Origin of the sequence: Vibrio sp. 10N.261.51.C6, assembly GCF_041471785.1 — a bacterium.
Taxonomy (GTDB): Bacteria; Pseudomonadota; Gammaproteobacteria; order Enterobacterales; family Vibrionaceae; genus Vibrio; species Vibrio crassostreae_C.
Genome location: NZ_JBFRPB010000045.1, coordinates 1 through 26,821, shown reverse-complemented (window position 1 = coordinate 26,821; position 26,821 = coordinate 1). Strand labels below are relative to the sequence as shown.

The 26,821-nt window shown below is 43.6% G+C and carries 22 protein-coding genes and 1 pseudogene; 7 read left to right on the top strand and 16 right to left on the bottom strand.

The genetic code is table 11. From position 1 onward, the window contains the following. Nucleotides 1-72: 72 nt before the first annotated feature. The 5 genes from lysS to xerD all read right to left on the bottom strand — a co-directional run bounded on the left by lysS (nt 73) and on the right by xerD (nt 6,575). Nucleotides 73-1,605, bottom strand: coding sequence for a lysine--tRNA ligase (gene lysS / locus AB4375_RS12450; protein WP_372051696.1), 1,533 nt, complete (start codon nt 1,603-1,605; stop codon nt 73-75). A 98-nt stretch (nt 1,606-1,703) separates the two neighbouring features. Then, nucleotides 1,704-2,802 (bottom strand): peptide chain release factor 2 gene (gene prfB, locus AB4375_RS12445; protein ID WP_100208942.1). Its coding sequence is split into 2 segments (ribosomal slippage): nt 1,704-2,726 and nt 2,728-2,802, totalling 1,098 coding nucleotides; the frame shifts between segments, so codons are not numbered across the junction. Between the two features lie 235 nt (nt 2,803-3,037). After that, nucleotides 3,038-4,774, bottom strand: coding sequence for a single-stranded-DNA-specific exonuclease RecJ (gene recJ, locus AB4375_RS12440; RefSeq protein ID WP_017059329.1), 1,737 nt, complete (start codon nt 4,772-4,774; stop codon nt 3,038-3,040). 80 nt (nt 4,775-4,854) lie between these two features. Beyond that, on the bottom strand, nt 4,855-5,634 hold the full coding sequence (locus AB4375_RS12435) for a thioredoxin fold domain-containing protein (RefSeq protein ID WP_017062874.1): 780 nt from the start codon (nt 5,632-5,634) through the stop codon (nt 4,855-4,857). 26 nt (nt 5,635-5,660) lie between these two features. Next, nucleotides 5,661-6,575: a site-specific tyrosine recombinase XerD gene (gene xerD, locus AB4375_RS12430; protein WP_017059327.1), complete on the bottom strand. Its 915-nt coding sequence runs from the start codon at nt 6,573-6,575 to the stop codon at nt 5,661-5,663. Between the two features lie 150 nt (nt 6,576-6,725). On the opposite strand from xerD, the gene fldB reads away from it, so the two are divergent. Next, nucleotides 6,726-7,247 carry a flavodoxin FldB gene (gene fldB / locus AB4375_RS12425; RefSeq protein ID WP_017062875.1) on the top strand — a complete coding sequence of 174 codons (522 nt, stop codon included), beginning with the start codon at nt 6,726-6,728 and terminating at the stop codon, nt 7,245-7,247. A 146-nt stretch (nt 7,248-7,393) separates the two neighbouring features. Here fldB and brnQ read toward each other — a convergent pair whose 3' ends face one another. After that, nucleotides 7,394-8,707, bottom strand: a complete 1,314-nt coding sequence (brnQ, locus tag AB4375_RS12420) for a branched-chain amino acid transport system II carrier protein (RefSeq protein WP_017059325.1) — start codon at nt 8,705-8,707, stop codon at nt 7,394-7,396. Nucleotides 8,708-9,021: 314 nt separating this feature from the next. Between brnQ and AB4375_RS12415 the strand changes: the two genes are divergently transcribed. Further along, nucleotides 9,022-9,750 carry a tRNA1(Val) (adenine(37)-N6)-methyltransferase gene (locus AB4375_RS12415; RefSeq protein ID WP_372051695.1) on the top strand — a complete coding sequence of 243 codons (729 nt, stop codon included), beginning with the start codon at nt 9,022-9,024 and terminating at the stop codon, nt 9,748-9,750. A gap of 107 nt (nt 9,751-9,857) precedes the next feature. Next, entirely contained in the window at nt 9,858-11,123 is a 1,266-nt protein-coding gene (gene srmB / locus AB4375_RS12410) for an ATP-dependent RNA helicase SrmB (protein WP_048658056.1), read from the top strand. A gap of 113 nt (nt 11,124-11,236) precedes the next feature. On the opposite strand, the gene yaaA is transcribed toward srmB, so the two are convergent. Beyond that, nucleotides 11,237-12,013: a peroxide stress protein YaaA gene (gene yaaA, locus AB4375_RS12405; RefSeq protein WP_048662676.1), complete on the bottom strand. Its 777-nt coding sequence runs from the start codon at nt 12,011-12,013 to the stop codon at nt 11,237-11,239. A 227-nt stretch (nt 12,014-12,240) separates the two neighbouring features. After that, nucleotides 12,241-13,668 (bottom strand): sodium:alanine symporter family protein, encoded by a 1,428-nt coding sequence (locus AB4375_RS12400; protein ID WP_032545312.1) that lies wholly within the window; start codon nt 13,666-13,668, stop codon nt 12,241-12,243. A gap of 709 nt (nt 13,669-14,377) precedes the next feature. Between AB4375_RS12400 and AB4375_RS12395 the strand changes: the two genes are divergently transcribed. Continuing rightward, the gene (locus AB4375_RS12395; RefSeq protein WP_017059319.1) at nt 14,378-14,566 is read left to right on the top strand and encodes a DUF3545 family protein; all 189 of its coding nucleotides are present in this window, start codon (nt 14,378-14,380) and stop codon (nt 14,564-14,566) included. Nucleotides 14,567-14,717: 151 nt separating this feature from the next. Here AB4375_RS12395 and AB4375_RS12390 read toward each other — a convergent pair whose 3' ends face one another. From AB4375_RS12390 to nfo, 3 genes are all read right to left on the bottom strand, one after another. Continuing rightward, entirely contained in the window at nt 14,718-15,269 is a 552-nt protein-coding gene (locus AB4375_RS12390; protein ID WP_017070073.1) for a hemerythrin domain-containing protein, read from the bottom strand. An 86-nt stretch (nt 15,270-15,355) separates the two neighbouring features. Next, nucleotides 15,356-16,036, bottom strand: coding sequence for a uracil-DNA glycosylase (gene ung / locus AB4375_RS12385; RefSeq protein ID WP_102428207.1), 681 nt, complete (start codon nt 16,034-16,036; stop codon nt 15,356-15,358). Nucleotides 16,037-16,433: 397 nt separating this feature from the next. Then, nucleotides 16,434-17,342, bottom strand: a complete 909-nt coding sequence (gene nfo, locus AB4375_RS12380; protein ID WP_017062881.1) for a deoxyribonuclease IV — start codon at nt 17,340-17,342, stop codon at nt 16,434-16,436. Nucleotides 17,343-17,668: 326 nt separating this feature from the next. Here nfo and AB4375_RS12375 point away from each other — a divergent pair. From AB4375_RS12375 to AB4375_RS12365, 3 genes and pseudogenes are all read left to right on the top strand, one after another. Further along, nucleotides 17,669-17,881, top strand: a pseudogene (locus AB4375_RS12375) (autonomous glycyl radical cofactor GrcA); the annotation flags it as partial. Nucleotides 17,882-18,071: 190 nt separating this feature from the next. Beyond that, nucleotides 18,072-18,449, top strand: coding sequence for an autonomous glycyl radical cofactor GrcA (grcA, locus tag AB4375_RS12370; RefSeq protein ID WP_104216215.1), 378 nt, complete (start codon nt 18,072-18,074; stop codon nt 18,447-18,449). A gap of 309 nt (nt 18,450-18,758) precedes the next feature. Next, a complete protein-coding gene (locus AB4375_RS12365; RefSeq protein ID WP_104216214.1) occupies nt 18,759-19,007 on the top strand; it encodes a plasmid replication protein RepB in 249 nt (82 codons plus the stop codon). Here the strand turns inward: AB4375_RS12365 and AB4375_RS12360 are convergent. From AB4375_RS12360 to tnpC, 5 genes are all read right to left on the bottom strand, one after another. Continuing rightward, entirely contained in the window at nt 19,000-19,488 is a 489-nt protein-coding gene (locus AB4375_RS12360) for a hypothetical protein (RefSeq protein ID WP_104216213.1), read from the bottom strand. The genes AB4375_RS12365 and AB4375_RS12360 overlap by 8 nt on opposite strands. Nucleotides 19,489-19,496: 8 nt before the next feature. Next, nucleotides 19,497-21,665 carry a site-specific integrase gene (locus tag AB4375_RS12355; RefSeq protein WP_104216212.1) on the bottom strand — a complete coding sequence of 723 codons (2,169 nt, stop codon included), beginning with the start codon at nt 21,663-21,665 and terminating at the stop codon, nt 19,497-19,499. 17 nt (nt 21,666-21,682) lie between these two features. Beyond that, entirely contained in the window at nt 21,683-24,112 is a 2,430-nt protein-coding gene (locus AB4375_RS12350) for a hypothetical protein (protein WP_104216211.1), read from the bottom strand. After that, the gene (locus tag AB4375_RS12345) at nt 24,099-25,451 is read right to left on the bottom strand and encodes a site-specific integrase (RefSeq protein WP_136999106.1); all 1,353 of its coding nucleotides are present in this window, start codon (nt 25,449-25,451) and stop codon (nt 24,099-24,101) included. The genes AB4375_RS12350 and AB4375_RS12345 overlap by 14 nt, the downstream gene beginning before the upstream one ends. A gap of 627 nt (nt 25,452-26,078) precedes the next feature. Further along, a partial coding sequence (gene tnpC / locus AB4375_RS12340; RefSeq protein WP_372051694.1) for an IS66 family transposase occupies nt 26,079-26,821 on the bottom strand: 743 nt, incomplete at its 5' end.

The window sequence follows — 26,821 nt, the reverse complement described above, 5'->3', positions numbered from 1 at the left end:
CTTTAACTGATCGGCATTACACCCGAAGGTGGCTTTTTAATTACATAGGCTGTTACGCCCTATAAGCGAGAATTACGCCTGTGGACGCATTGCCGGGAACAAGATCACGTCACGGATTGTGTGCGTGTTTGTAAATAGCATTGCTAGACGGTCGATACCGATACCTTGACCCGCTGTTGGCGGTAGGCCGTGCTCTAGTGCAGTAATGTAGTCTGCATCGTAGTACATCGCTTCGTCATCACCCGCGTCTTTCGCGTTAACTTGCGCTTTAAAACGCTCGTCTTGGTCTTGTGCATCGTTAAGCTCAGAGAAACCATTCGCAACTTCACGGCCACCGATGAAGAACTCAAAACGGTCTGTGAAGAACGGGTTGTCATCGCTACGACGAGCTAGAGGAGAGATGTCCGCTGGGTAGCCAGTGATGAACGTTGGTTGAATTAGCTGAGGCTCAGCCGTTTCACCAAAGATCTCTTCTAGAAGCTGACCACATGTCCAGAACGTTTCTACGTCTACGTTTACAGATTTTGCGATAGCAACCATCTTTTCACGGTCTTGTAGGTCTGCTTCTGTTAGCGCTTGAATCTCAGCGTGCTCAGGGTTGTAGTGTTTGATTGCATCGAACATGCTCATGCGAGCGTAAGTGCCACCGAACTCAACCGTTTCGTCACCGTAAGGCATAGAAGTAGAACCAAGAACGTCCATTGCTGCCGTGCTTAGCATCTCTTCTGTCAGATCCATAAGGTCTTTGTAGTCAGAGTACGCTTGGTAGAATTCCATCATTGTGAATTCTGGGTTGTGACGTGGAGATAGACCTTCGTTACGGAAGTTACGGTTGATCTCGAATACACGGTCAAAACCACCCACCACTAGACGCTTAAGGTAAAGCTCTGGTGCAACACGTAGGTACATGTCGATGTCTAGTGCATTGTGATGAGTGATGAACGGACGTGCAGTTGCGCCACCCGGGATCACGTGCATCATTGGCGTTTCAACTTCTAGGTAGCCTTTCGCGCTCATGAAGTTACGGATTGAAGATACAAGCTTAGAACGCACGATGAATGCATTACGAGAATCTTCGTTCACGATTAGGTCAACGTAACGCTGACGGTAACGCATCTCTTGGTCAGTTAGACCGTGGAACTTCTCTGGTAGAGGACGAAGTGCTTTAGTCAGCAATTCAAACTCTTCCATGTTCACGTAAAGGTCGCCTTTACCTGATTTGTGAAGCGCACCTTTAACACCGATGATGTCACCAATATCTAGGCCTTGGTACTTCTCTTTCAGTACTTTTTGAACGTCTTTCGCTGCGTATGCTTGGATACGACCAGAAGTTTCTTGAATCGCAAGGAATGGACCACGCTTCGCCATAACACGACCAGCGATCGCAACGATGTGGTTAAGCTCTTCTAGCTCTTCCTTAGTCTTCTCACCGAATTCCGCTTGAAGATCGCCAGCTAGGTGCTCACGACGGAAGTCATTTGGGTGACCGTTAGCTTTGCAGTTTTGGCGGATGTGATCCAGCTTGCTGCGGCGCTCAGCGATTAGTTTGTTCTCTTCAGGTGAAGAAGCTTCTTGTGCGTTTTCGTTTTGAACAGCATCAGTCATTAGAGATGTACCCTGCTTTTAAAATTTGGACCGCTATATTTTTGTAAATATAGGCATTTTTACCAATATTATTGGTAAAGCTTAATAGTTGATAAAGCTTACAGACCTGATTTCAGGCTAGCTTCAATAAACTTGTCTAAGTCACCGTCAAGAACCGCTTGAGTATTACGGTTTTCGATGCCGGTGCGTAAATCTTTGATACGAGAATCATCCAGCACGTAAGAGCGGATTTGACTGCCCCAACCGATGTCTGATTTCGTCTCTTCGCTCGCTTGTTTTTCAGCATTTTGTTTTTGAATCTCAAGTTCAAAAAGCTTAGCACGTAGCTGCTTCATCGCTTGATCTTTGTTCTTATGCTGCGAACGGTCATTCTGACACTGAACCACAGTGTTAGTCGGAACGTGAGTAATACGTACCGCTGATTCCGTGGTGTTTACGTGCTGACCACCAGCGCCAGAGGCACGGTATACGTCAATACGTAGGTCAGAAGGATTAATGTCGATCGTAATGTTGTCATCAATCTCAGGATAGATAAACGCAGATGCAAATGAAGTATGACGACGACCACTTGAATCAAATGGTGACTTACGAACTAGACGGTGAACACCAGTCTCTGTGCGTAACCAACCGTAAGCATACTCACCAGAAATACGTACCGTTGCGCCTTTAAGGCCAGCAACATCGCCATCCGACACTTCGATAACTTCAGTCTTGAAGCCTTTCGAATCTGCCCAACGTAAGTACATGCGCAACATCATTGAAGTCCAGTCTTGAGCTTCTGTACCGCCCGAACCTGACTGTAAATCGATGTAGCAATCTGATGCATCGTGATCACCAGAGAACATACGACGGAATTCCAGCTTCTCTAGCTTAGCTTCAAGCTCGGCCAGTTCTGGTTCAATTTCATCGAACGTTTCTTGATCTTCTTCTTCAACCGCAAGCTCTAATAGGCCATCAACATCCTCAACACCTTGGTCAAGTTGGTCGATCGTTTCTACTACCGCTTCCAATGCAGAACGTTCTTTACCTAGCGCTTGAGCACGCTCAGGTTCGTTCCATACATCCGGTTGTTCTAATTCTGCGTTTACTTCTTCTAGACGCTCTTTCTTAGCGTCATAGTCAAAGATACCCCCTCAGGATATTTGTGCGCTCAGACACATCCTGAAGACGGTTTTTTATAGGATTGATTTCAAACATTTTAGCTCATCATTTATGAGTAGAATTTAACCGAAGAATTGTACTCAAAAGTGTGACGGAGATACAGAATTTTTTAGAGTGGTGAACCAAGATTCAACAACTTAATGGGATATAAAATTGACAGGCATAAAAAACACGTAAATTTTGTAAGGGCAGGAAGGAAAACAAGCCCTGTTTTTGAACAGAGCTTGTTGAATTTGGCACTATATGATGAGCATTATTGAGCCCAAAATCACTATTTGGCTTCGATATGATCAATCATCAGCTGCAACGATTGGTTGCCGCGAAATTCGTTGATATCGAGCTTAAATGCAAGATGAACGGTTTTTACTGATGCATCAGGCCAGCGACGTAGGTCGACGTTAAAGGCAATACCGTCAATCATCACATTGGTTGGGTGGCCTTTGTAGAGCGGCTCAAGCATCAGCTTAAGGTGCTTTTCACCCACCAGCTTTTGGTGCAGCACTTTAAACTCACCATCGAAGATTGGCTCAGGGAAAGCTTGTCCCCACGGGCCACCTGAACGCAGCGTTTCAGCGGTGTGCATCGAGAACTCTTCTGGTAACAGCTCACCATCAGACAAGATAATGCCCTTCAGTGCTGTTTCTCCAAGTTCATTCTTCACCACATCATTGAACAGCTTGCTGAAGCGTTCAAAGTCCTTTTCCATGATGGTTAAACCAGCCGCCATTGCGTGGCCACCAAATTTAAGAATCAAGCCAGGGTTTTGAGTATCAATTCGGTCCAATGCATCACGCATGTGCAGACCCGGAATTGAACGACATGAACCTTTGATACTGCCTTCGCCGCCATCTGCAAACGCAATCACTGGGCGGTGGTATTTGTCTTTGATACGCGAAGCCAAAATACCAATCACACCTTGGTGCCAATCACGTTGGAATAGTGCCAAGCCAGAAGGTAGGTCGTCTTTACCAAATTCAAGGCGCTCACAAAAAGCCATCGCTTCTTGCTTCATACCCTCTTCGATCTCTTTACGTGTTTGGTTCAAGCCATCTAACTCACTCGCCATTCGACGAGCCGCATGGATGTTGTTACTCATTAGCAGCTCAACACCAAAAGACATGTCGTCTAATCGACCAGCTGCATTGATACGAGGACCAAGAGCAAAGCCAAAGTCAGACGCCACCAAACGCTTAGCGTCTCGCTTAGCAATTTCGATCAAGGCTTGAATGCCCGGACGAGCTTTACCCGCACGAATACGTTGCAAACCTTGATGAACTAAAATTCGGTTGTTTTCATCGAGTGGAACCACGTCGGCAACCGTACCCAGCGCCACAAGGTCAATCAGTTCCATCAACTTAGGTTCTGTCATGCCGCGCTCTGCAAACCAACCCAATTTACGCATGTGAACACACAATGCCATCATCAGGTAAAAAGCGACACCAACCCCCGCTAGGGCTTTCGAAGGAAAAGCACAACTTTCAAGGTTTGGGTTAACCATAGCATCGACCATTGGCAGTTCATTGCCCGGCAAGTGATGATCGGTAACCAGAACCTCTAGCCCTTTCTCTTTAGCAAAGCGAACACCTTCAATTGAAGATACACCGTTGTCGACCGTCATGATCACTTCAGCACCAAGCTCGATTGCCTGTTCAACAACCTCAGGGCTCAAGCCATAACCATCTTCAAAACGGTTTGGTACCAGATAGTCGACGTTAGAGCTGCCGAGCATACGTAACGCTAAAACAGACAGCGCCGAGCTGGTCGCGCCATCGGCATCAAAGTCACCAACAATGATGATGCGTTTTTGCTGCTGAATAGCTTTGAACAACAGCTCAACCGCAGCATCAATGCCGCCCAGTTTTTGATAAGAGTGCAAGCCTTTCGCTGCTGTCTCTAGTTGGTCGGCACTGTCGATTCCACGACTCACATAAATGCGCTTTAACAAGTCAGGTAAGTGAGCAGGTAAGACTGAAATGTCGACCTCAGGACGGCGTTGGATCTCTATCATATAAAAATGGGCCCGATATCAATCAGGCCACTCCTTAAATCAAAAACATGGGGGATAAATTGGCAATACAGAAAACGAGATTATTGCTCTAAACGTTGAAGAAGTTGTGCTGGCGGTAAGTAACCACTCACCAACTCACCACTTGCTAGCACGATAGCCGGTGTGCCATTGATGCCAAGCTCACGACCTAATTGGTACTGCTTAGCAATGATCTGCTTTTGCTCTGCTAGATCTTTACCAGACGCTGGCATTTGACGATTTACTTTAGCGTCATGCATCGCTGTTTTTGGATCATCTGAAGCCCAGATTGCTGCCATTTGATCGGCAACTTGCCCTGTCGCACCTTGGCGTGGGTAAGCCATGTAACGAACGGTAATACCCAGATCGTTGTAGCCCTGCATTTGGCTGTGCAGACGAACACAGTAGCCACACGTAATGTCAGTAAATACCGTCACAACATACTTTTCGTTATCGGCTTTGTATTCAATAACCGTATCCGACATCGCCGCGACTTTTTCAGCATTCAGCGGAGCTTGACGCTCAGCCAAAACATCACTGAACTTACCGTTTTCATCTAAAGAGTAAAGTGTACCGGCTAGAAAGTGATCGCCCTCTGGAGAAGAAAAGATAATGCCGCTGTTGGTTTGAACTTCTAACAAACCATCGATATCCGAAGGAACAATCTTATCGACCTTAATACCGATTTTTTCAAAACGCTTAGTTAACGCAGCTGTATCAATAGCTTGAGCTGGAGCAGCTTCTACGGCTGTTGATGTTGTTTCTACTTTCGCTTCTGATGCATTACATGCAGTAATCATAAGAGGAAGCGCTAGTAGAGGAAGACGGCGTAATACGCTCATTAAGTTCACCTTAAAAATAAATGGATTTAAGCACGTGGGTGATGCTGCGCATGAATTTGCTTGAGCCTTTCAGTCGCCACGTGAGTATAAATTTGGGTAGTCGATAAGTCACTATGCCCAAGTAACATCTGTACGACCCTGAGATCTGCGCCATAGTTCAGTAAATGCGTCGCAAAAGCGTGTCTCAATACGTGTGGTGACAACAATTCTGTGTCGATACCAGCGACGACCGAGTAGTGCTTAATACGATACCAGAACGTCTGACGGGTCATTTGCTTGGCGCGTTTACTCGGAAAAACCACATCAGAACTGTTTTCGCCAAGTAGATGTGGACGACCCTGTTCAATAAAAGTCTCTATCCAATCCACCGCATTTTCGCCCATTGGTACTAAGCGCTCTTTGCCACCCTTACCAATAACACGCACCACGCCCTGTCTTAGGCTGATGTTTTCCATCGTCAAGCTAACCAGTTCTGTCACACGCAAACCGGTTGCATAGAGTAACTCAAGCATCGCCTTATCGCGAAGCTCAATCGGATCGTTCGGATCTGGCGCATCGAGCAAAGCATCAACCTGTTCTTCGCTCAAATCTTTCGGCAAGCGTTGCGGCAGCTTCGGGCTGATCAACAAGGCACTTGGATCATCGCCTCTGATTTTCTCGCGGTGCAAATATTGGAACAAGCGACGAATCGCCGACAACATACGGGCACGAGAGGTCTGCTTAAAATCGGCGTCGGCTAACCAGCCTTGATAATCCTGTAAACCTGAAAGGCTAATGAAGTCGAGGCGGTAATTGTTCTTTTCCATCCACGCTAATAACTTGGACAAATCGGTACGGTACGAGACAAGCGTATTCTCCGATAATCCTCGCTCCATCCACATAGCATCTAAAAACTGCTCAACGAGACCGTGGTCTGCGCTCTGCCCTTGAGGCGACTGCATAGTGTTACTCACAATATTGGAAACTGTTTTGAGAGTATGCCAGAGCAAATATGAATGCCATAAAAATTACGACTTGAGCGGATAATCGCTGCAATCGAAGTCGATTTATGGTTAGAATTCGCCATCTGAAATTAAAATCGAACGTTTGCTATGAAAATTGGATTATTTTACGGCTCAACCACCTGCTACACAGAAATGGCAGCAGAGAAAATTCGCGGCATTATTGGTGAAGACCTAGTTGATATCCATAACGTGAAAGAAAGCCCTCTTTCATTGATGGCGGACTACGACCTTTTATTGCTGGGCATCTCGACTTGGGACTTCGGTGAAATCCAAGAAGATTGGAATGAACTGTGGGAAGACATCGCAACCACGCCTATGAAAGGCAAGGTTGTGGCTCTGTTTGGTTTGGGTGACCAAGAAGGCTACGGCGAATGGTTCCTAGATGCGATGGGTCTATTGCATGATGAACTGAAAACCGCGGGTGCAGAGTTTGTTGGCTTCTGGCCAAACGATGACAGCTACGAGTTCGAAGCGTCTAAAGCGTTAACCGAAGACAAATCTCAATTCGTTGGTTTGGCGCTTGATGAAGATTCACAATACGAGCTAAGCGACGACCGTATCGCAAGCTGGGTTGAGCAAGTACTGGTTGAGTACAGCGAAAAGCTATAACCAAACAGAAGTACTCCCGGCTAAGTAGCTAACCAAGTAACTAGCTGGATATAAAAAGACCACAGAATACAAAAAGGCCTCATTACTGCGAAGTAATGAGGCCTTTTCTATTTCATCTCGAAGGACAATCTAATCTCAACGGAAGATTAAACAGTCTCTTCAGCCATCTCTTGTTCTGTTGACTTGCCAACAAAGAACATACAGATGATTGCAGCCGTTGTTGGAAGCAACCAACCCATACCGATCTCAAACAGTGGCAGCATCTTAAGTGCAGACACGTCTACACCCGCTACTTTAGCGCCATCAATAAGAGCAAACAGCAGTGACACTAATACCACTACGCGGTAAGCCGCTTTTGGATTAGGGAAGCGGCTACGTAAGAATGTCAGAGCAACCAACGCGATAGCGACTGGGTACAGTGCAAACAGTACTGGAACAGACAGAGAAATCAGTTGAGAAAGACCAACGTTCGCAACGGTTGCACAAGCTACACCATTGATGATTACCCAAGTCTTGTAAGACAGAGGCGTTAGCGAGCTGAAGTAATCAGAACATGCTGACACAAGGCCAATCGCCGTAGTTAGACATGCTAATAGTACGATCACAGAAAGCACTAGCTGACCAGAAGGACCAAACAACGATTGAACGTATAGGCTTAAAATAGCACCGCCATTGTCTGCACCAGCTGCGACTGTTGCACTTGTTGCGCCTAGGAAAAATAGAGAGATGTAAACAAACGCCAGACCCGCTGCGGCAATACAACCCGCGCTAATTAGGTACTTAGTCGTCGCTGCACGGTCAGTAATGCCCTTGCTACGAATCGCATCAACAATCAGCATACCAAACATCAAAGAAGCAAAAGTATCCATGGTGTTGTAGCCTTCAAGGAAACCTTTGGTTAGTGGTTGAGTGATGTACTCACCGTGAGCCGCAAGAATATCGCCTTGAGGGTTAACGAATACAGCAATCGCCAGCACAACCAAACCAACGAACAGTGCAGGTGTTAGCACCTTACCAATGACGTCAATAAGCTTACCTTGCGACCATGAGAAGAACATCGCTACTGCAAAAAATGCAATCGAAAAGAGAGTTAGGTGAGCTTGAGAGGCATCGATGAAGAACGGTTTCACCGCCATCTCATAGGCAACAAGGCCAGTACGCGGTGCAGCAAATGCAGGACCGATAATGATAAAGATCAGTACAGCCATGATGGTTGCTGCTTTCTTAGGAAGATCTTTAGTTAAGTGACCCCAAGAGCCACCAGCCACTGCGACCGCGACGATAGTGATTAACGGCAGACCAACGGCAGTCAGCAGAAAACCAGACATCGCTGGAAGGAAGTGATCACCGGCTAATTGGCCAGCTAGAGGTGGGAAGATGATGTTACCCGCACCCAAGAAAAACGCAAAAAGCATAAAGCCCAATGCCATTATATCTGTTAGTTTTAGACTCTGTTTCACAGATAATCCTTAATTATATTTATGAATTTATGTTGTGCTTACATGAATGTTACAGCTCAAAGCTGCCAATCAATCTATAAAATAGTCGCGCATAATGACGAAACAACTGGCTAGCTGCAAGTCACCACACAAAAACACCATATAAATTTGCATATGAGAACAAAAAACAGTGGATTCCACTAGCTATAGAAAAATAGCCACAATTATAAACTAACCATAATGCACAACAATATTCTCCCAAGCAGAACATTGATTCATACAAGCGGTTAACATTAGAGCTAATCACTTAAAATATCTCGATACTCAGAACATTAATGAAAGACAAAACAGTGCAAACTAAAAGCTTCAATTTTAAGCAATTCTCAATTTACGGCGGGAAAAGCGGTATGCCAGTCAGTACCGATGGCGTATTACTTGGCGCTTGGGTAAGCCTGCCACAAAGATCATGTGTACTCGATATTGGAACCGGGACAGGTCTGCTGGCTTTGATGGCTGCGCAGCGTTTTGAAGATGCTTCAATCTCTGCGATAGATATTGATCAACACGCTATTGATGCTGCCACTGTCAATATTGAGCAGTCGCCTTGGCAAAATCGTATCTCCCTTGATCACGGCAGCGTGTTAACGGCCGACTTTCCACAAAGGTTTGATGCGATCATCTGTAACCCGCCCTACTTCAACTCTGGAGAACAGGCGCAGCAAAGCCAAAGAGCCACCGCCAGGCACACCGACAGCTTGGATCACTTAGCACTTGCCCAACGTTGTTTCGAGATAACAACCGAAACCGCGACTGCCAGTTTCATCCTACCGACGCCTGAGGGGGAAGGTTTTATCAAGCTTGCCGAGCAATGTGGTTGGTATCTAGCAAAACGCCTTGATGTAAAAACAACAGACAAGAAACCGGCTAGCCGAATTCTATTTGAGTTATCTAAAGATCCTGCTTGCGAGCAAGATTTGCAGCGCGAATCGCTTACAATTCATCACCAAGGTGGTTATAGCGAAGCATTTATTGCGCTCACTAAAGATTTTTATCTCAAGATGTAGCAAATACCATGTGATCCTAATCACTAATGCTTCTATAATGTCCGACTACTCTTTTTTATCGTCTGCTTTTTGAGGCAGAAACATTTATTGCTTGTGGAGAAACAACAGTGATCAGAACCTTTGCAGAACTCGATCTAAACCAAGAGCTGCTTAAAGCAATTGACGAAATGGGCTACGAACGTCCAACACAGATACAAGCTGAAGCAATCCCACAAGCGTTAGATGGAAGAGACGTTTTGGCTTCTGCGCCAACAGGTACTGGTAAAACAGCATCATTTGTATTGCCAGCACTGCAATACCTACTGGATTTCCCACGTAAGAAATCTGGCCCTGCACGTATGCTTATCCTGACGCCAACGCGTGAGCTAGCAATGCAGATCACCGAACAAGCACGTGAGCTTGCTAAATACACCAGCCTAAATATCTTCACGATCACGGGCGGTGTGATGTACCAAGAGCACGCAGATATCTTAAGTACCACTCAAGATATCGTAGTAGCAACACCTGGCCGTTTGATGGAATACATTGAAGGCGAGCGTTTTGACTGTCGTGCGATTGAATGGCTGGTTCTAGATGAAGCCGACCGCATGCTAGACATGGGCTTTGGTCCTGTTGTTGACCGTCTGTCTGCAGAGTGTCGCTGGCGTAAACAAACTTTACTGTTCTCAGCAACGCTAGAAGGTAAAGGCATTGAAGGCTTCACCGAGGATCTACTTAAAAACCCAGCGGAGATCGATGCGAAATCATCACTTCGTGAGCGTAAGAAGATCACTCAGTGGTACCACCGCGCAGATACAGCAGAGCACAAGCTGAACATCCTAAAGCACATCATCACCGAGCAAGCTGAGCGCAGCATCGTATTCTTGAAGACGCGTGATCGTCTAGGTGATCTACGAGCTCAACTTGAAAGCGCGCAAATCCCATGTGCGTGGATCCAAGGTGAAATGCCTCAAGATCGTCGTAACAACGCGATTGCTCGTTTCCGTGACGGCTCTGTAAACGTACTACTAGCGACTGACGTTGCTGCTCGTGGTATCGACCTTCCAGACGTAAGCCACGTAATCAACTACGACATGCCACGTACTGCTGACGTATACCTACACCGTATTGGCCGTACGGCTCGTGCTGGTAAAAAAGGTAACGCGGTTTCTATCATTGAAGCGCACGATCAACTAATGATTGAGCGTGTGGCTCGTTACACAGACGAACCAATCAAAGAACGCTTCATCGAAGGCATGCGCCCTACGCATAAGAAAGCGGCCGTGACTAAGAAGAAGAAGCCGAAGAAAGAAGATAAGAAAGCGGTAGAGAAACAAAAAATCGCGAAGAAGAAAAAAATCGCGAAGAAAAAGAAAGCAGCAAAGAAGAAGTAATCTACCAGCTTCAACGATTCAATAAAAAAGCCCCATGCAGTTCGCTGCATGGGGCTTTTCTCTATCTGGTTGGCATCTCGCAATAGAGCGTGACGACCATTAATCAATAACGTCTAGTTTTGCTCTTCACGTTTGAAGACAAGCTCTTTCGCGTTCGACTCTTCTTCAACGAAGTAGTAACCCGCTGTATCAAACTGAGTGAGTGCCTCAACCGAGTCGATCTTGTTCTCGATAATGTAGCGAGCCATCATGCCACGCGCTTTCTTCGCGTAGAAACTGATCACCTTGTACTGACCGTTCTTGCAGTCTTTGAATACAGGGGTAATCACTTGGCCATCCAAGCTCTTCGGCTTCACAGCTTTAAAGTATTCGTTAGATGCTAGGTTGATCAACACATTGTCGCCTTGAGCATTCAACGCTTCATTCAGCTTGTCTGTAATGATGTTGCCCCAGAACTGGTACAAGTTAGTACCACGAGCATTGGCTAAGCGTGTGCCCATCTCTAGACGGTAAGGCTGCATCAAATCTAACGGCTTAAGCAAGCCATATAACCCAGAAAGCATGCGCAGGTGATTTTGTGCGTAGTCAAAATCTTCATCCGATAGCGTCTCAGCATCTAAGCCAGTGTATACATCGCCCTTAAAGGCTAGGATGGCTTGGCGTGCGTTGTCTTGGGTAAAGGTCTCGCTCCACTGCTCAAAGCGCGCTACGTTCAACCCTGCGATCTTATCGCTCACCTTCATCAGTGCAGAAATATCGACTGGCGTCAGTTTACGGCACTCTTCAATCAGTTCAGCAGAGTGTTCAACAAACTCAGGCTGACTAAAGCGTTCCGTCGCTAATGGTGATTCGTAATCAAGTGTTTTGGCTGGAGAAACGACAACTAACATAACTTTACCCTAATCGGTTATCTAACTGGATGCTGCTAGAGTATAGAAAAAACATCAACTTGTCTTTATGACTCTTCCTATTACTTTGATAGGGAGAATGAGCTTCGATAGGGAGAATGAGCTTCGATAGACAGAATGAGACAAATGACAGGCAAACAAAAAGGCTAAGGTCGAAACCTTAGCCTTTCTAATCACTTTAGGATGAGCCGTTTATCGCTCCAACAAGATTACTTCTTGTTGTTGTCCCAAATACCGTCTTCCAGCTGAGACTTAAGCTCTGGGAAGTCATTCGAATCGAATGTTGGTACTTTACCCGCGTCTAGTTGGCGGTTGTAGTCTTTCGCTAGCTTAATCACGATACCTGATAGCAGGATAATCGCCACCAAGTTAACAATCGCCATTAGGCCCATCGATACGTCAGCCAGTGCCCATACCGTTGGTAACGTCGCTAGAGAACCGAACATAACCATACCCAGAACAACGATACGGAACAGCACTAGGCCCTTCTTGTTGTTGTGCTCAAGGAAGATAAGGTTCGTTTCAGCGTACGAGTAGTTTGCAATGATTGAAGTGAAAGCGAAGAAGAAAATCGCTACCGCTACAAAAATGCCGCCCCATTCGCCCACTTGTGCTGTTAGTGCACGTTGCGTTAGTTCGATACCCGTTACTTCACCGTGTGGTACATACTCACCAGACATCAGGATGATTGCGACTGTTGCTGAACAGATAACAATGGTATCCATGAACACGCCTAGCATTTGCACGTAACCTTGTGATGCTGGGTGCGGTGGGTAAGGCGTAGCAGAAGCTGCTGCGTTTGGCGCAGAACCCATACCCGCTTCGTTCGAGAACAAACCACGTTTGATGCCGTTAATCATCGCTTGTGCGATTGCGTAACCTAGGCCACCCGCTGCTGCTTCTTGCAGACCGAATGCACTCTTGAAGATAAGAGCCAGTACTTCAGGCACTTTCTCGATGTTCGCGAACATCACGTACATAGCGATCGCTAGGTAAGCCAATGCCATGATTGGAACGATGATTTCTGCTGTGCGTGCAATCTTACGGATACCACCGAAGATAACGAACGCAGAGATGATTACGATACCAACACCAACGTAGCTACGCTCAAGGTCGAATGCCGTATTCATTGCGCTTGCAATCGCGTTCGCTTGAACCGCGTTGAATACAAGACCAAATGCAATGATGAGGAAGATAGAGAATAGAACCCCCATCCAACGCATGCCTAGGCCTTTCTCCATGTAGTATGCAGGGCCGCCGCGGTAGTTACCGTCGTTATCACGCGTTTTGTATAGCTGTGCCAGTGTGCTTTCTGCAAACGATGTTGCCATACCTAGCATTGCGATTAGCCACATCCAGAAGATAGCACCAGGGCCACCAGCGGTTAGTGCTACAGCAACACCTGCCATGTTACCCGTACCTACACGAGCAGCGAGACTAGTACAAAGAGCTTGGAAAGAAGAGATACCAGCACTGTCTGCTTTACGGCTGTTTCTAAGAACAGAGAACATGTGGCCGAAATGGCGGAATTGAATGAAGCCTAGTCGTACAGTGAAGTAGATACCCACACCAACCAGTAAGTAAACTAAGATAGATCCCCAAAGGAGATCGTTCATCAAATTGATTAAGTCTGTCACGTGAACCTCGTAATTGAGTTTAAGCACCGATCATGCTTCCTAGCCTTCCTCTTAATCGCCTATGCCTCTGTCAATGTTGTGTCGGCACTCTTGTTATATTCTTGCGGCGATTGAGACTGTAAATGTCGCTTCATGCATCCATTTTACGTATCAGTGTATTTTTTGACGGGCGGATAATGCAGCGAGACGGCCTAAAAATCAATATGCAAATACACTTATATTAAAATGACATTTCACTAATAACACACCTTTTGTTAACACAACTTTCAACAATGCAGCCCAATAAAAGTCACATTATCGGGACATAATATCAACAACAGCCACGGCACTACCCCAACAAGAACACCATCCTATAAAAATGACGTCAGCCTAGGTTTTACAAGGTATAGTGAAGATCTTCGTTTTTTTCTAGGCCAATGAGATCCCTATACCGCACGGTACCATGTGCACTTCAATGCATTGTAGTCAAAACGCTATTCCATTCGCACAATGAATTAACATTCAATAACCCCCAATTTAATCGTTTACTTAGGTTTGTTTGCCTGTTTTTTATACATAATAATTCTCACAATGTGTGAGCATGCATAAGAAAATAGAACAAAAGCTTCATGGATTTGAAACAAATGAGAAACAAATCAAAGTTATTGTGAACCTAAATATGATATTTATTGGTTCGTAAGAACTAGTCCCACGGAAGGAGATATGGCTTATGGATAGCTTTCAATTCGATGAAGTATCAGAACTAGAAATGCCTCGTGTAACTCAAAAATCACGCTCGAAACCACTCAAGCGTAAGTGGCGTGAAATCGAAGCCATCAACGATCGTAGGCAGCTTGAGAAAGAGCTGAGAGAGATGAACCTAGGTCTTGATTTTAGCCTTGACGATATAAAACTTTAATCAGCACGATAAGAAATCAGATAGCAAAAGTCACCTATATAGGTGCCTTTTTTATTTTTTGAGGTAGTTAATCCGCTCAAAGCGCCATTTGGAAACCAACCCTCTAATATAGAGGACACCTAAAATAGGTGCACCTCAACATTACAACGGGCTAAACACACTCTTGTTCATTTTGTCGAACCCGAGCCGCGAGTTGGCGATATTGATCGGCGATGGTCTCTCCAAAAACAGGGTCATCTTCCGGTTGAAGCCATTGAGACTCCACTTCTTGCCAATCTTTCACCGTGAACGCCTCAACAATCATGGGTAGCACATGCTTCTCTTCATATTCCATGTGCTTTCGCTGAGCCTTAACAAACGCTTCAAGCTGCTCAATAAAGACTTGCTGAGGAACCACCGCATCTTGAAGGATCATATCGACCAAACCTAAAAAGTCCGCCGTTTTCTCAGAAAGCAATTGATGCTCTAACTCCAAGTCTTCAATCGCTTGCTCGCTGCCATATTGCTTAAGATAGTAGCGATAAATGACGTCTTCTTTAGGGTGATGCACTTTGTCTGAATGGTTCATAAGGTAATGAACCACCTCTGCGATCAGGCTATAGTTTATTTCTCGCTCCTGTTTCAGAAACTCTAACTTACTGTTGAGTATCGCGAGTAAACGAGCCATATAGCCATGCTCTCGTCTTATCCTTTCAATCATCATAGTATTGCACTCCATTACACCTACTATTTATAAGTGTATACGAATATGCTGATTTATGATTTGACCCTGCTCAGAAAACCACCAACCTACACTTCTGTTGGTAAACGCCAGTCAATAGGTTGTTGATCCATAGAAGAAAGCAGCTTGTTGGTTGTAGAGAAATGCTGACAACCGAAGAATCCACGGCGTGCCGATAATGGCGATGGGTGAGGTGCAACCAACACATGATGCTTGTCGTCATCAATCGCTTGACCTTTCTTCTGGGCGTGTGCGCCCCACAACAAAAAGATGATCGGTTCAGAGCGCTGATTGAGCTCAGCAATAATGGCATCGGTAAAGGTTTCCCAGCCACACTTAGCATGTGAGTGTGCTTTTGCCTCTTCGACTGTAAGGACTGTGTTCAACATCAACACCCCTTGCGATGCCCAAGAATCGAGATAACCATGACTAGGAATCTCAAAGCCCTCTATATCTTGTGCAAGCTCTTTGTACATATTGCGTAGAGAAGGTGGGATTTTCACACCAGGAAGCACTGAGAATGCTAAGCCGTGAGCTTGGTTAGCACCGTGATAAGGATCTTGCCCTAAGATAACCACTCGCACGGATTCGAAAGGCGTCATATCAAAGGCACTGAACACCTGTTCTTGTGGCGGGTAGACGGTTTTACCACTATTACGTTGCTGTTCAACAAACGCGAGGACACTCTGAAAGTACTCTTTATCACGTTCATCATTAATAATGGATTCCCAAGTCTTTGGTGCGCTCATCGTTTTACTTCCCAATCATCAAGGTTTCTAGCGGCTTTCGCCAGACAAAAAAATAGCTGTATCGGCTAACTGTCCTAAATAAGGCTCTAGTTATACCTCATACAGCTATCAATAAACATGATGTGTAGGGTTCACTTGTTGATGAATCATAATAATCAGTTCAAGTTGTGCTTATCTCGATTAACCACTTTTCTGCTGTGTACGATGGTGGCCGTGGTTATGCACGTGACGGTTTGGTGTAGGTAAACGGCGTGCGACAGCAATAGTTGAAGTTTGGGTGATTGAATACATAAAGGCACCTCCTCTAAGACATCGTGAACTACATATTCACTTTAATACTATGAAAGAAAGGTGCCAATTTTTAGAAATAGACGGAAATAAATTTCCCCCTCTATTATTACGCTTGTTCGCTCGCTAGCGTTGCTGAGCGATGAAACATTCTAAGTTGTTGAATTTCCTCTTTCCAGATCGTCGAATCAATGGTTTCCAAGATAAGAGGGATACCATTAAAGCGAGAATCAGAGGCAATATACTCAAAACAATCCCAGCCAATTTCGCCTTTTCCTAAAGAATGGTGTCGATCGACTCGGCTCGCGAACTCAGCTTTTGAATCATTGATGTGCATTGCTCTTAGATAGTGCATACCCACGATGCGGTCGAACTCAGCAAAAGTATGCTCACACGCCTCTTTTGTACGTAAGTCATAGCCAGCAGTAAACGTATGGCAGGTGTCTAAGCACACACCAACACGTGACTTATCTTCTACCTGTTCGATAATCTCTGCTAGATGTTCAAACTTCCAACCCAGATTAGTGCCCTGCCCAGACGTATTCTCGATCACTGCGATTACGTCAGGTACCGCTTGATGAGCTAGGTTGATCGATTCAGCGATCTTCGCCAAACATTCGCTTTCTGAGATTTTCTTTAAATGACTCCCAGGATGAAAATTCAAAAGCGTTAATCCAAGTTGATTACAACGCTCCATTTCATCAATAAAAGCCGCGCGTGATTTCTCTAGCTTCTCTTCTTCTGGTGCTCCTAGGTTAATAAGGTAGGAGTCATGAGGAAGAATGTGCTCAGCACCGAAGCCCAACATTTTGCAATTAGCTTTAAAGGCACTAATGGTTTTCGCTTCTAGCGGTTTTGCCGCCCACTGTCTCTGGTTCTTGGTAAACAGTGCAAACGCATTGGCACCTATTTCACGTGCACGCATAGGGGCCTGATCAACACCACCAGCAGCCGACACATGAGCGCCAATAAACTTAATATTTGTTTCCGGTTTTGAGGATGAATTATTGTTTGTCATTAAATCACTTTACACTTTCAGAATGCTTAATAAATAAAGGGTCGTATCGGTTGTAGTTCAATAAAAACACAACAAATGTAGTAAACTTACAACAAATATGGCTGTTAAATATTTTTTATACTTTAAAATATTTTGTAATTACTTTGTTTTCAAAGGTTTTATTGATTTACCTCAATATAATCACCTTTGTAAAAATATGGTTTTTGGTTGTTTTTTGACTTAAATCAATGTTAACCTTACTAATATTAGGTATATATTACCCAGCTCAATAAAAATCGAAAGTTAACACCATAATCAAACCACATTCAGTGGACTAGGAGATAGTTATGATCCAAGGTATTCAAATTACTAAAGCAGCAAACGATGACCTACTAAACTCAATCTGGCTACTAGATAGCGAGAAGAATGAAGCTCGTTGTGTTGTTGCTACTGCAGGTTTCGAAGCTGACCAAGTTATCTCAGCTGCAGACCTAGGCGAGTACGAAAGCCGTGAAGTTGCAATCGAAGCAGCACCACGCATCGAAGGTGGTCAACATTTGTAATATTGGAAAGCCTAACTACTAAAAAGTATGACTTAATCGCATCAAGCCCTTTATCAGCAATGGATTTGATAGTCATAAAGAGAGAAAAATCTCATATTTTTTATTAGTCATGTTTTTTTAAGAAGTCAGCACTTAGAGTCATGCTTTAAGTCATAAAAATCAAATCAAAAATTAAAAGGAAATCCATATGATCCAAGGTATCCAAATCACTAAAGCAGCTAACGATTCTCTACTTAACTCAATCTGGTTGCTAGATACAGAAAAGAACGAAGCACGTTGTGTTGTTGCAGTTGAAGGCTACGAAGCAGACCAAGTAGTTCCATCAGCAGATCTAGGCGAATACGAGTCTCGTGACGTTGCTATTGAAGTCCCAGCGAAGATCGAAGGCGGCCAGCATTTGAACGTGAACGTCTTAAAACGTGAGACTTTAGAAGATGCAGTAGCTAACCCTGAGAACTACCCTCAGCTAACAATCCGTGTATCGGGTTACGCTGTTCGCTTCAACTCTCTAACTCAAGAACAACAACGTGACGTTATCGCACGTACTTTCACAGAGTCTCTATAAGAGCTAAGTACAATAAATGATAAAGGCGCAATTAGCGCCTTTTTCTATTGATCGATTTTGCTAACACCATTACTAAACAACTTATTTAATCCACACCAATTTAATATGCACTCCTACATACATTGAAACCTACTACCTTCTTCTGTCCAGTCGCTTAAATCCACATCAATTCCCAATCTTGATACTTCGTTATAGATAAACGACACCGAAATCAAATTTAGCTTTTGATGACTCACAACTCCGTATTGATGAATTCCAATCTTTGTCGTATTATAGTGATATTCATTGAATTATTTGGATGCACTCGATATGCAACAAGCTGAGCTAGAAATCAGATTTCAAGCAGGTGAATTAACCAAAGCCATTGTAGTTCCAGAAGCATTTGGCACAGATTGGAATCTAATGCTACAAGGGAAGAACAAGTCAACACAATACACCGTTACTCCACAACGTGGAGATGATGCTAGAAAATTCAAAACCATTGATGCAGCAGCGAAAGTTGCACGCAAAATTGGCTTTATTGAAGTGTCAGTAAAGTTTCCAGAGCTAGTTAGATAGGCGCTACACGCCTATATTCATTTATATTCGTTACTTCTCCGTTCAAAGAGGAGTCATCAAGTGACTTTATTGCCTCCTCTCTTTCATTGATCGGTATTTTAAAGAACAAAGCTGTTACTGTTTGATGATACTCAGACTGATACTCTTTTAGGGTCTGTTTTGCTTGCTCTGCATCCTTTTTATCACGGGCACTCTCGGCTTTTAGCTCTCCATTTAAAGCCTTCAGTTTATCAACCTTTTTAGTCAAGCTCGCTACATCATCACTATGATTCTTGTTAGGGCTAGGGTTCTCTATCAACTTAACAATATCAGGGTGATGACGAAGAGCGCCAACAGATAGTCCAGCTTCCTTTTCGACATTTGACTTGTTTAGTTTTACAACATTTTTCTTTTTCAGATCTTTATGCGTGTAGGTCTGCTCTTTAATTCTAGAGATTGCATCGAGTAGTGCCTTACGAGAAGCATCCTTGTTACGAGCCATAGTTACCTCTATATGTTTTGTACAGGGATTAACTGAGAGACATCATCTGGTATCTCAAAGACTTCATGTGGGAAGTTTAGATCAGACATGATTTTCTCTGCCGAGCGTATGTCCATCACATACTTCGAAGCTGAACTGCCATTAAGCTCCCCCGATTCCTGTAAAATTAGTAGGTCTCTCATAGCCGTCATTCGTATAGATTCAGCCTCGCTTGCATCTTCAATAATATCCCAGCCACAATCAGTACATTCTGAAAGATCAATAGCAGCTCTCATTGCGCACTGCCTCTTTGTGCAGTACATACCCTTCCCAATCACATGGACATGCACCTTACCAGTTCTGATTTCCTCTTTCCAAAATCTAGGTAAAAGTTTTCTGCCATTAACGCCTTGGTCAAAAAAGTTAGCGTTATCAATAACTTCCTTCAAAAGATTTTTACCTAACCCTCCAGCCAAGCGCTCTTTGTTTGCTAACTTGTTATAGGTGCGAGACATTACTCTAGCTGAACGCTCCTCTCTTTCCTCTTTAATTTCACCAAAAATTTTCTTCAATGAGTGTGCATTTTTTGCGTACCAACGTGTCATAGCAATAGATATATGACCCAATTGTTGCTTTAACTGTGGGAAGTCCATTAACTCTAGACCAATCAGGTAGAACGCAAAACTTCTTCGGCATTGGTGGTTTGTATAAGGAAAACTATCACCAACTTCAAGGAGTCTGCTATGTTCTGGATTAGATGCCCTAAGGGCATCTAAATCATGAGAGTTCAAAACAAATGTATCTTTGTATAAACGCTTTATGGTCTCTCTAATTGTTTGTCCTAATCCGACCTTTTCAATAGGTCTTGGGTGGTACACCTCTGTTAAGGCTGCAAAGAAGGTACTGTTGGAACCTTCTTCAAAGCGCTTTCGATAAGGTCGATGGATAGCGTTGAGAACATGAAAAGCCCTAAAGCCTGTCCGATTTGTTATATAGACGTCATCGGCAGTCTGAGAATCTAGAGTCAACTTCTCCTGCTTTGTTGTAAGCGCATAAATAGTATTAATTCCTATTTTAATATGATCCCGAGCACCATACACGGGAGATATCCCAAAAAGCTCACCAATTCTCATACCACTTAATGCCATCACTAAAAATGCCGCATTGGAATTAAGAGCACGAAGATACTCTGAAAACTCAGACCTAACTCGAAAAGACTTCGAGCCAATTTTAACCTGAAAATCTTCCCAAATACCTCTAGCTTTAGAGCCATTCCAGTTTGCGCCAACACAACTTGCCCAAACATCCTCCCACAACGGCTCTTGCTCATTGTCAATGATTGGAATGCCTTCACTTTCAAACACCTCACGGATACTGTTAGCTTTAGAATCACTTGGAATGGCGCTTTCCAGTGACAACTCACCTCTTCTAACTTTTCTCATTAGTTCAGACTTTACTGAACTCGAATGAGTCAGGAAAACTTCAACTGCATTTTCAAGCTCTACTCTATTTTTGTATGCTTCACTGATTTCAGAAATAGCACAATTCACCATTTCAAAGTAAATCCTGAATGGGATAACAAAGTGTTGATCAGGCGGTAACACTGGCAAGCTAAAATGTTTCGGCTCCAACGATTTATTTATCTCAATCTGGATAGGCAATGACTCTTGGCACTGAACCAACCTGTTAATCGCAGATAAGACTTTATTCCCCTTAACGTTAATGTTCAGACCGCTCTCTTGAAGTCGAAATATGGTATCTTCATCGATATCAGAAAAGCTAGTAATCCCAATTTCTGTAGCATGTTTGGCTATTACTGTGAGCTTGCTAACCGTATCAACAATCGATGTATATGAATATTTACCGTAATCTGTCAGCAGCTCTACAGCAGCAAAGCACTTGATTTCATTGCGTATATTTCTTGGTAAAATATAACCATCAAAGCCTTTCCTTGTTGAGTGGTTAAATAGCAGGCGATTTGTTTGATAGCCGTCACCAATCTGGCTTAGATCCCATACATTTTGCTCAAACAGCACAGGAAATTCAGAATTACTAATTACCGCAAGTGATTCCAACTCATCCCAACTTCCACGTTCAATTGCTGGCAAAAGTACATCATCAACATGGTCGGTATCGATATCGTCAACAAACTCTTCAAAGCTAACCTTTGCGCCACTTGCTGCTTTAATAGTTTTCATAGTGCTCCCCAGTTAGTCTATGCATACAAAAAATAGCGACCATTCGCCTCTAGTAAAGCCTCAGCTTCTTTAAGAACATTTTCTGATATGTTTTGAGATACGATTTCTTCATATGACTCGATTCGATTATCCAACTCCTCATTTTCAGGATGAAGATCAGCAGTATCAATTAGTGACTCTATAAATGACAAAAGTTTATAGACCTGATTAGGTTCATCGACCAGTTTGGCATTGAGGCACTCATGGCATTTATCAAATTGGTAGCAATGGAGTTTTGATGAATCATCTATGACTCCCATTTTTTTTGCTGCTGCCTGAGCTAGCTTATCCTCTTGGCCTTCGAACTCTGGCTTACCATCACAACATGTGCCATTGGGATTACTAGGCTTGCCTCTTTTCTTGTATTCGTCAAAAGAGAGCACTTCAACCCTCCAAGTATCCCTAACCTTTTGCTTTGCCTCTTCAAGCTCCACACCTTTAATAACCAGCTCAATTACATCTAATGCTTGTGCAATAATCTCATTATTTAGCCCCTGATGACCGTTGGCATAATGTTCTTCGAACACTTTTTTAGAGTTCTGGAGGACAGTCATAGCTGTGAGTTCAGAACCATGTCGATACTCGTTATCCGCTACGGTTTTGCGGAATCGTGTAGAATTTAACGTGCAAAAGAAATGGCTAGGTGTAAGCCCTATCCTCGATAGAAAAGGAGCAGTAACGGGGTACGAGTTAAAGAAGCTAGTTTCACCGCTCCGTCCTTGTGGAAATAGATAAGACGCACCCTTGGTAGGCTCAATATTATAGTTTGAGCCATCAATACTTGATTTTGAAGTGTGCTGATTACCCTTTTTACGTTTTCTAAACAGAGGGTTTCTTGCTGTTGCCCAGTCTTCTATTTTCTTAACAACTGGCAAAAACACCTCATCAAGGTAAAAGGTAATCACAGCGTTCTGAGCATCTTCTGATTCTGAGCTTATCAATGCAGAAGTACATGTCACGGTGATCTTCCCATTCTCATCAGGTGCTGAATAAAACAGTGGCAATTGAGCATGTCTTAATGATTGAGCCGTGAAGCATTGCATGAACGCAACTGAAAGACGGAGCATCAATGAAGTATGTTGATTACTGGTAGGCTGGTAATACTCTTTAGACTTTGAAATACGCCGAACACCCTCATCATCAACAACCCTTTTTACCTGCTCAACATAACTGTGCTCACAAAGCGAATTAATGCTCTCCGCCAACCTTTCCGCTAACCCGACACGCTTATCCGCAAATAGCTCTAACTTTCGTGGAACGTTATCATTTTTAAAATCAGTTTTAAGTTCTGTAGGCAAACCTTCATTATCTAGCTGATATAGCAACAAGCCGTGCTCATCAGGGTTAAAAGTAGATGATAGCTTCAGCAGCATGTTCAGAAATGCAGCCCCTGTACGTTTATCTACTCGTGCAGAGACTTCCTCTAATTCAGATTCGCCAATAACCCCTGTAACTTCCTTCGCAGCTCGACCTTTAAAGCCTTTAATAATGGCGTATTTTGAAACTTTTCCTTCGGATTTTTCCTTTATGAATTCAATTGGTCTTCGAACAGATGTAACTACAGAGTCATTGAAGGCCGTATAATGGCAAAAGAGGTGATAACCAATTTCCATTGTAAAATTAAATACTGCATTGAGCGTCATACCTTCTAGAAACAGTAATTCCACATCAAGGGTTTGTTTTTTCGAGCTAAGTGTATTCTTAGCTATGCTATAGGCGATGTCTTTTGAATCATCTGAAAAACGCCCCAACTCTTGCTCTGCAATTAAGATAGGGGTAAGTAAGAAAAACTTGTCATGCAAGCGCCTGAGTGTAGTGTCATGTTCATTTTTACTGAAATTTTCTAGCGCCTTTTTAGGCTTCCCTGCGACTGAAAAGTCTTTTAAGCCTTTGTCCCAATCAAAAACATCTAAACCAATTTCAGAGAGGGCATACTTCAGAAGTCTCTTTTTACCAGCGGCAGTTTTTTCTGCAATGCCCTCTACCTGCCCGTCGTCGTACATGTAAGAGTGGCTATGCTGACGCTCTGCGGATTCAACCAACCTCCACATATACCCCTTTGCACCAAAATATGACTTCCATGATTCTTTAGAGAATGTTTCAAGTTGTTGCCTATCAGCGTGTCGAATCAATGATCGTAAGACATGGTATAATTGTTGCCCCGTACTGACTCTATCTAACTCAAAGTGCTGTTTTATTGTTCGTTTCAGCTTATCAACCAAGGTTAGTCTTACACCGCATTCAACCTTCAGTTGCTCAATGTCAGCAAATACATAGTCTAGGCATGTAAGGTCAATCTCCCTAGTAACACCTTGCTTTGTGTATTTTAAAACATCATTGTCATATGGAGATTCTTTTCTATTCTCAAGGTCAGAAACGTACAAATCCGAAATGTTACTTTTCGCCATCAGCAGCCTCCTGTGCTTCCTGATTCCGTCTCAACGCAGCTTCCTTGTTGAGCTTTAGGTCTTTTAAAAAATTGATATAAACCATAGTGTCTGTTGATTCGCTGTGTCCCATAAGGCTTTTCAGTTCGCTGAAAAAGAAGTCCAATGGCAAGTCCGAATCTCTCACTTTTTGCAGTAGAAAATCTGTTGCAAAAGTTGCTCGTAAATCATGGAACTTGTAGTACCAAGTTGTGTGAACAAGTCGAATTTCAGATCTCAGATCTGACCAAATTCCTTGAATTGTATTTGGGTGAATTGACCCTAGGAGAGTTCTATTACTGAGAAATAAGCGGGGCTCAAACTGGCTCCCCTCGGACAGCGTGCCTAACGAATCAACTATGCTTTGTCTACCTTCTGAAATCTTATAGTCATAGAGTAATGTCATTAGAGATGCTGGTATTTTAGTGACTCTTGAAAGGTCATTCTTAGTTTGGACACCATTTGATGTATTTAGCGCTAGTTCGCACTCGACCTCGCCTAAAGATGGTTGATAGATTGCCCCTTCGTTCAATGAGGCAACTTCTTTAATTCTAAGCCCTCCTTTGTAAGCCAACTCAATCATTAGTCGATTACGCACCGAAAACTCAACTCGATTTATATAAGTGTCGAGAACCTCTAATTCATACTCTGGTAATGGCTTCAGTTTCTTATGTGGTGGGACTTTTGCGGAGCGAGGGAACTTATTCATGACACTAGTTGTTTGAACCACAATCTCATAATTTCTTTTTGTGTGGCTCAACATATCTACATTCTTGTTAGATTTACGAGGTATTCGCTTCAGTGTGAATTCAAACGGTTTTACTTTATCAGACCAAACTAGTACACCTTCTCGATTCATCCATTTGTAAAAATCGACAACAAATCGCATGTACGTCTTCGCTGTAGACAAGGCGAGCTTTAACCCTGCTTCATGATCACCGATAACACACCGAACAAGAAAATCAGCAAATTCACACCCAACACCATCAGAAGGATCTGCAAATACATCCCTGTAAGACTTATCTGTTAAATCAAGCCATCGAGTAAACATCAGCAGGGCTTGGGCACGAGTAGCAATAGACTGGGTCTTACGAGCGTAGACTGTTAGATAGAGGTTTTGTGGGTATACCAATTTACCTAGAGAAGTAACGATCTGAGGAAGTTTGTTTTCTTTTTTCTTAGAGCGAGATGGAGCATAAGGCTCAATCTCACCTTCACCATTAACTCTAACTTTTAATTCTGGGTATAAATCACAGTTAAGAGTAGTGAGAGCATAGGAATAATATCCTTTACTATCGGCCCCCTCATTTCTATTAATCAAAAGTTGTTTACCACAGGAGTGGGAAAGTCATTGACCAATGGCAGCGGTAAAAAGGTTGTACTACACCAGCTTGAATTTTGGATAAGGGGGGCTTGAATATTAATCACTCGAAAACTCATTAGATATGAAATTACAACCAACATATCATAAAGCAGCTTCAGCAGCAATATTTCCAATTGTACAGCACACAAAGACCACTGGTCAAGTGTTTTATTGCGTAAACATCAAACTAGAGCGTAATCGACTAAAGAAAGCTACTTACTCACTTACAATAGAGTAGGACAAAGGTATGGCGTAAGCCCATTAACAAAATAAAACAACCACCGAATGGTGGCTGTTTTATTGGCTACAACAGCCCGCTCACTAACAAACATTGTAAATATTTAAAGAGGTCTATCTTCTTTGTTGTATTGGCGTAAGACCGATTTAACGTGATATCTCACTGCAACCAATACACTAACACTTAGGGTTAAACATAAACCAAAATTAGCATTAACAAATTCAATCATGTGTGAAGCTTCCTTATGGTGCATTTCACTACTATACATAGTTAGCCATTTACCACAATGTTGATGAGGATAGCTCAAGATAAACGGTAAACGCCCCATGAACCCACGGGGCGACTTGTCAGTGTTTGAAGTTCCAAGGCAGGAGTGCGTCGATATCAGGCTCAGCTTTCGCCAGCTCTTTCATGCACTTGACCATGTAGTCGTAGAGGATAAGACCGTTGGCTTTCGCGGTCTCGATGATGCTGTAAAGCATCGCGCTCGCATCAGCACCGTTTGGTGTGTTAGAGAACAGCCAGTTCTTCCTGCCAATGACCAGTGGTTTAATTGCGCGTTCAGCGCGATTATTATCAATAGATAAGTGACCATCGTCGATATAACGAATAAGCTTTGACCACTGCCCAAGCGTATATTTTATCGCTTTGCCTAGTGGGCTAGAGCCAATCACCTTCTGGGTCGTCATCCATTGGTAAAGCTCATCCAGTATCGGCTTGGCAAGCGCTTGACGCTCTGCTTTTCGCTCTTGGGCAGGCGCACCTTTTAAGCGTGATTCTATCCCGTAGAGTTTTTGGATTTTAGCCAGCGCCTTATCAGCCTTGCCTGATTTACCTTTCCCTTGAAGCTTCTTCGCATCCATGAACTTGCGACGAGCATGCGCTAAGCACCCTACATTGGTGACGTGATGCAGACCATCATAAGCCGCGTAGCCATCGGTTTGTAGATAACCGTTGTAGTCACCTAAAAAGTCCACGGGACACGCCCTCGCGCGACTGTTTTGATAGTCGTACAAGGCAATATTTTTCACATTCGGCAGTGCCGCTTCGGGTGAGTCAGCGCCTGAGCAGTAGAGCCACATATAACACT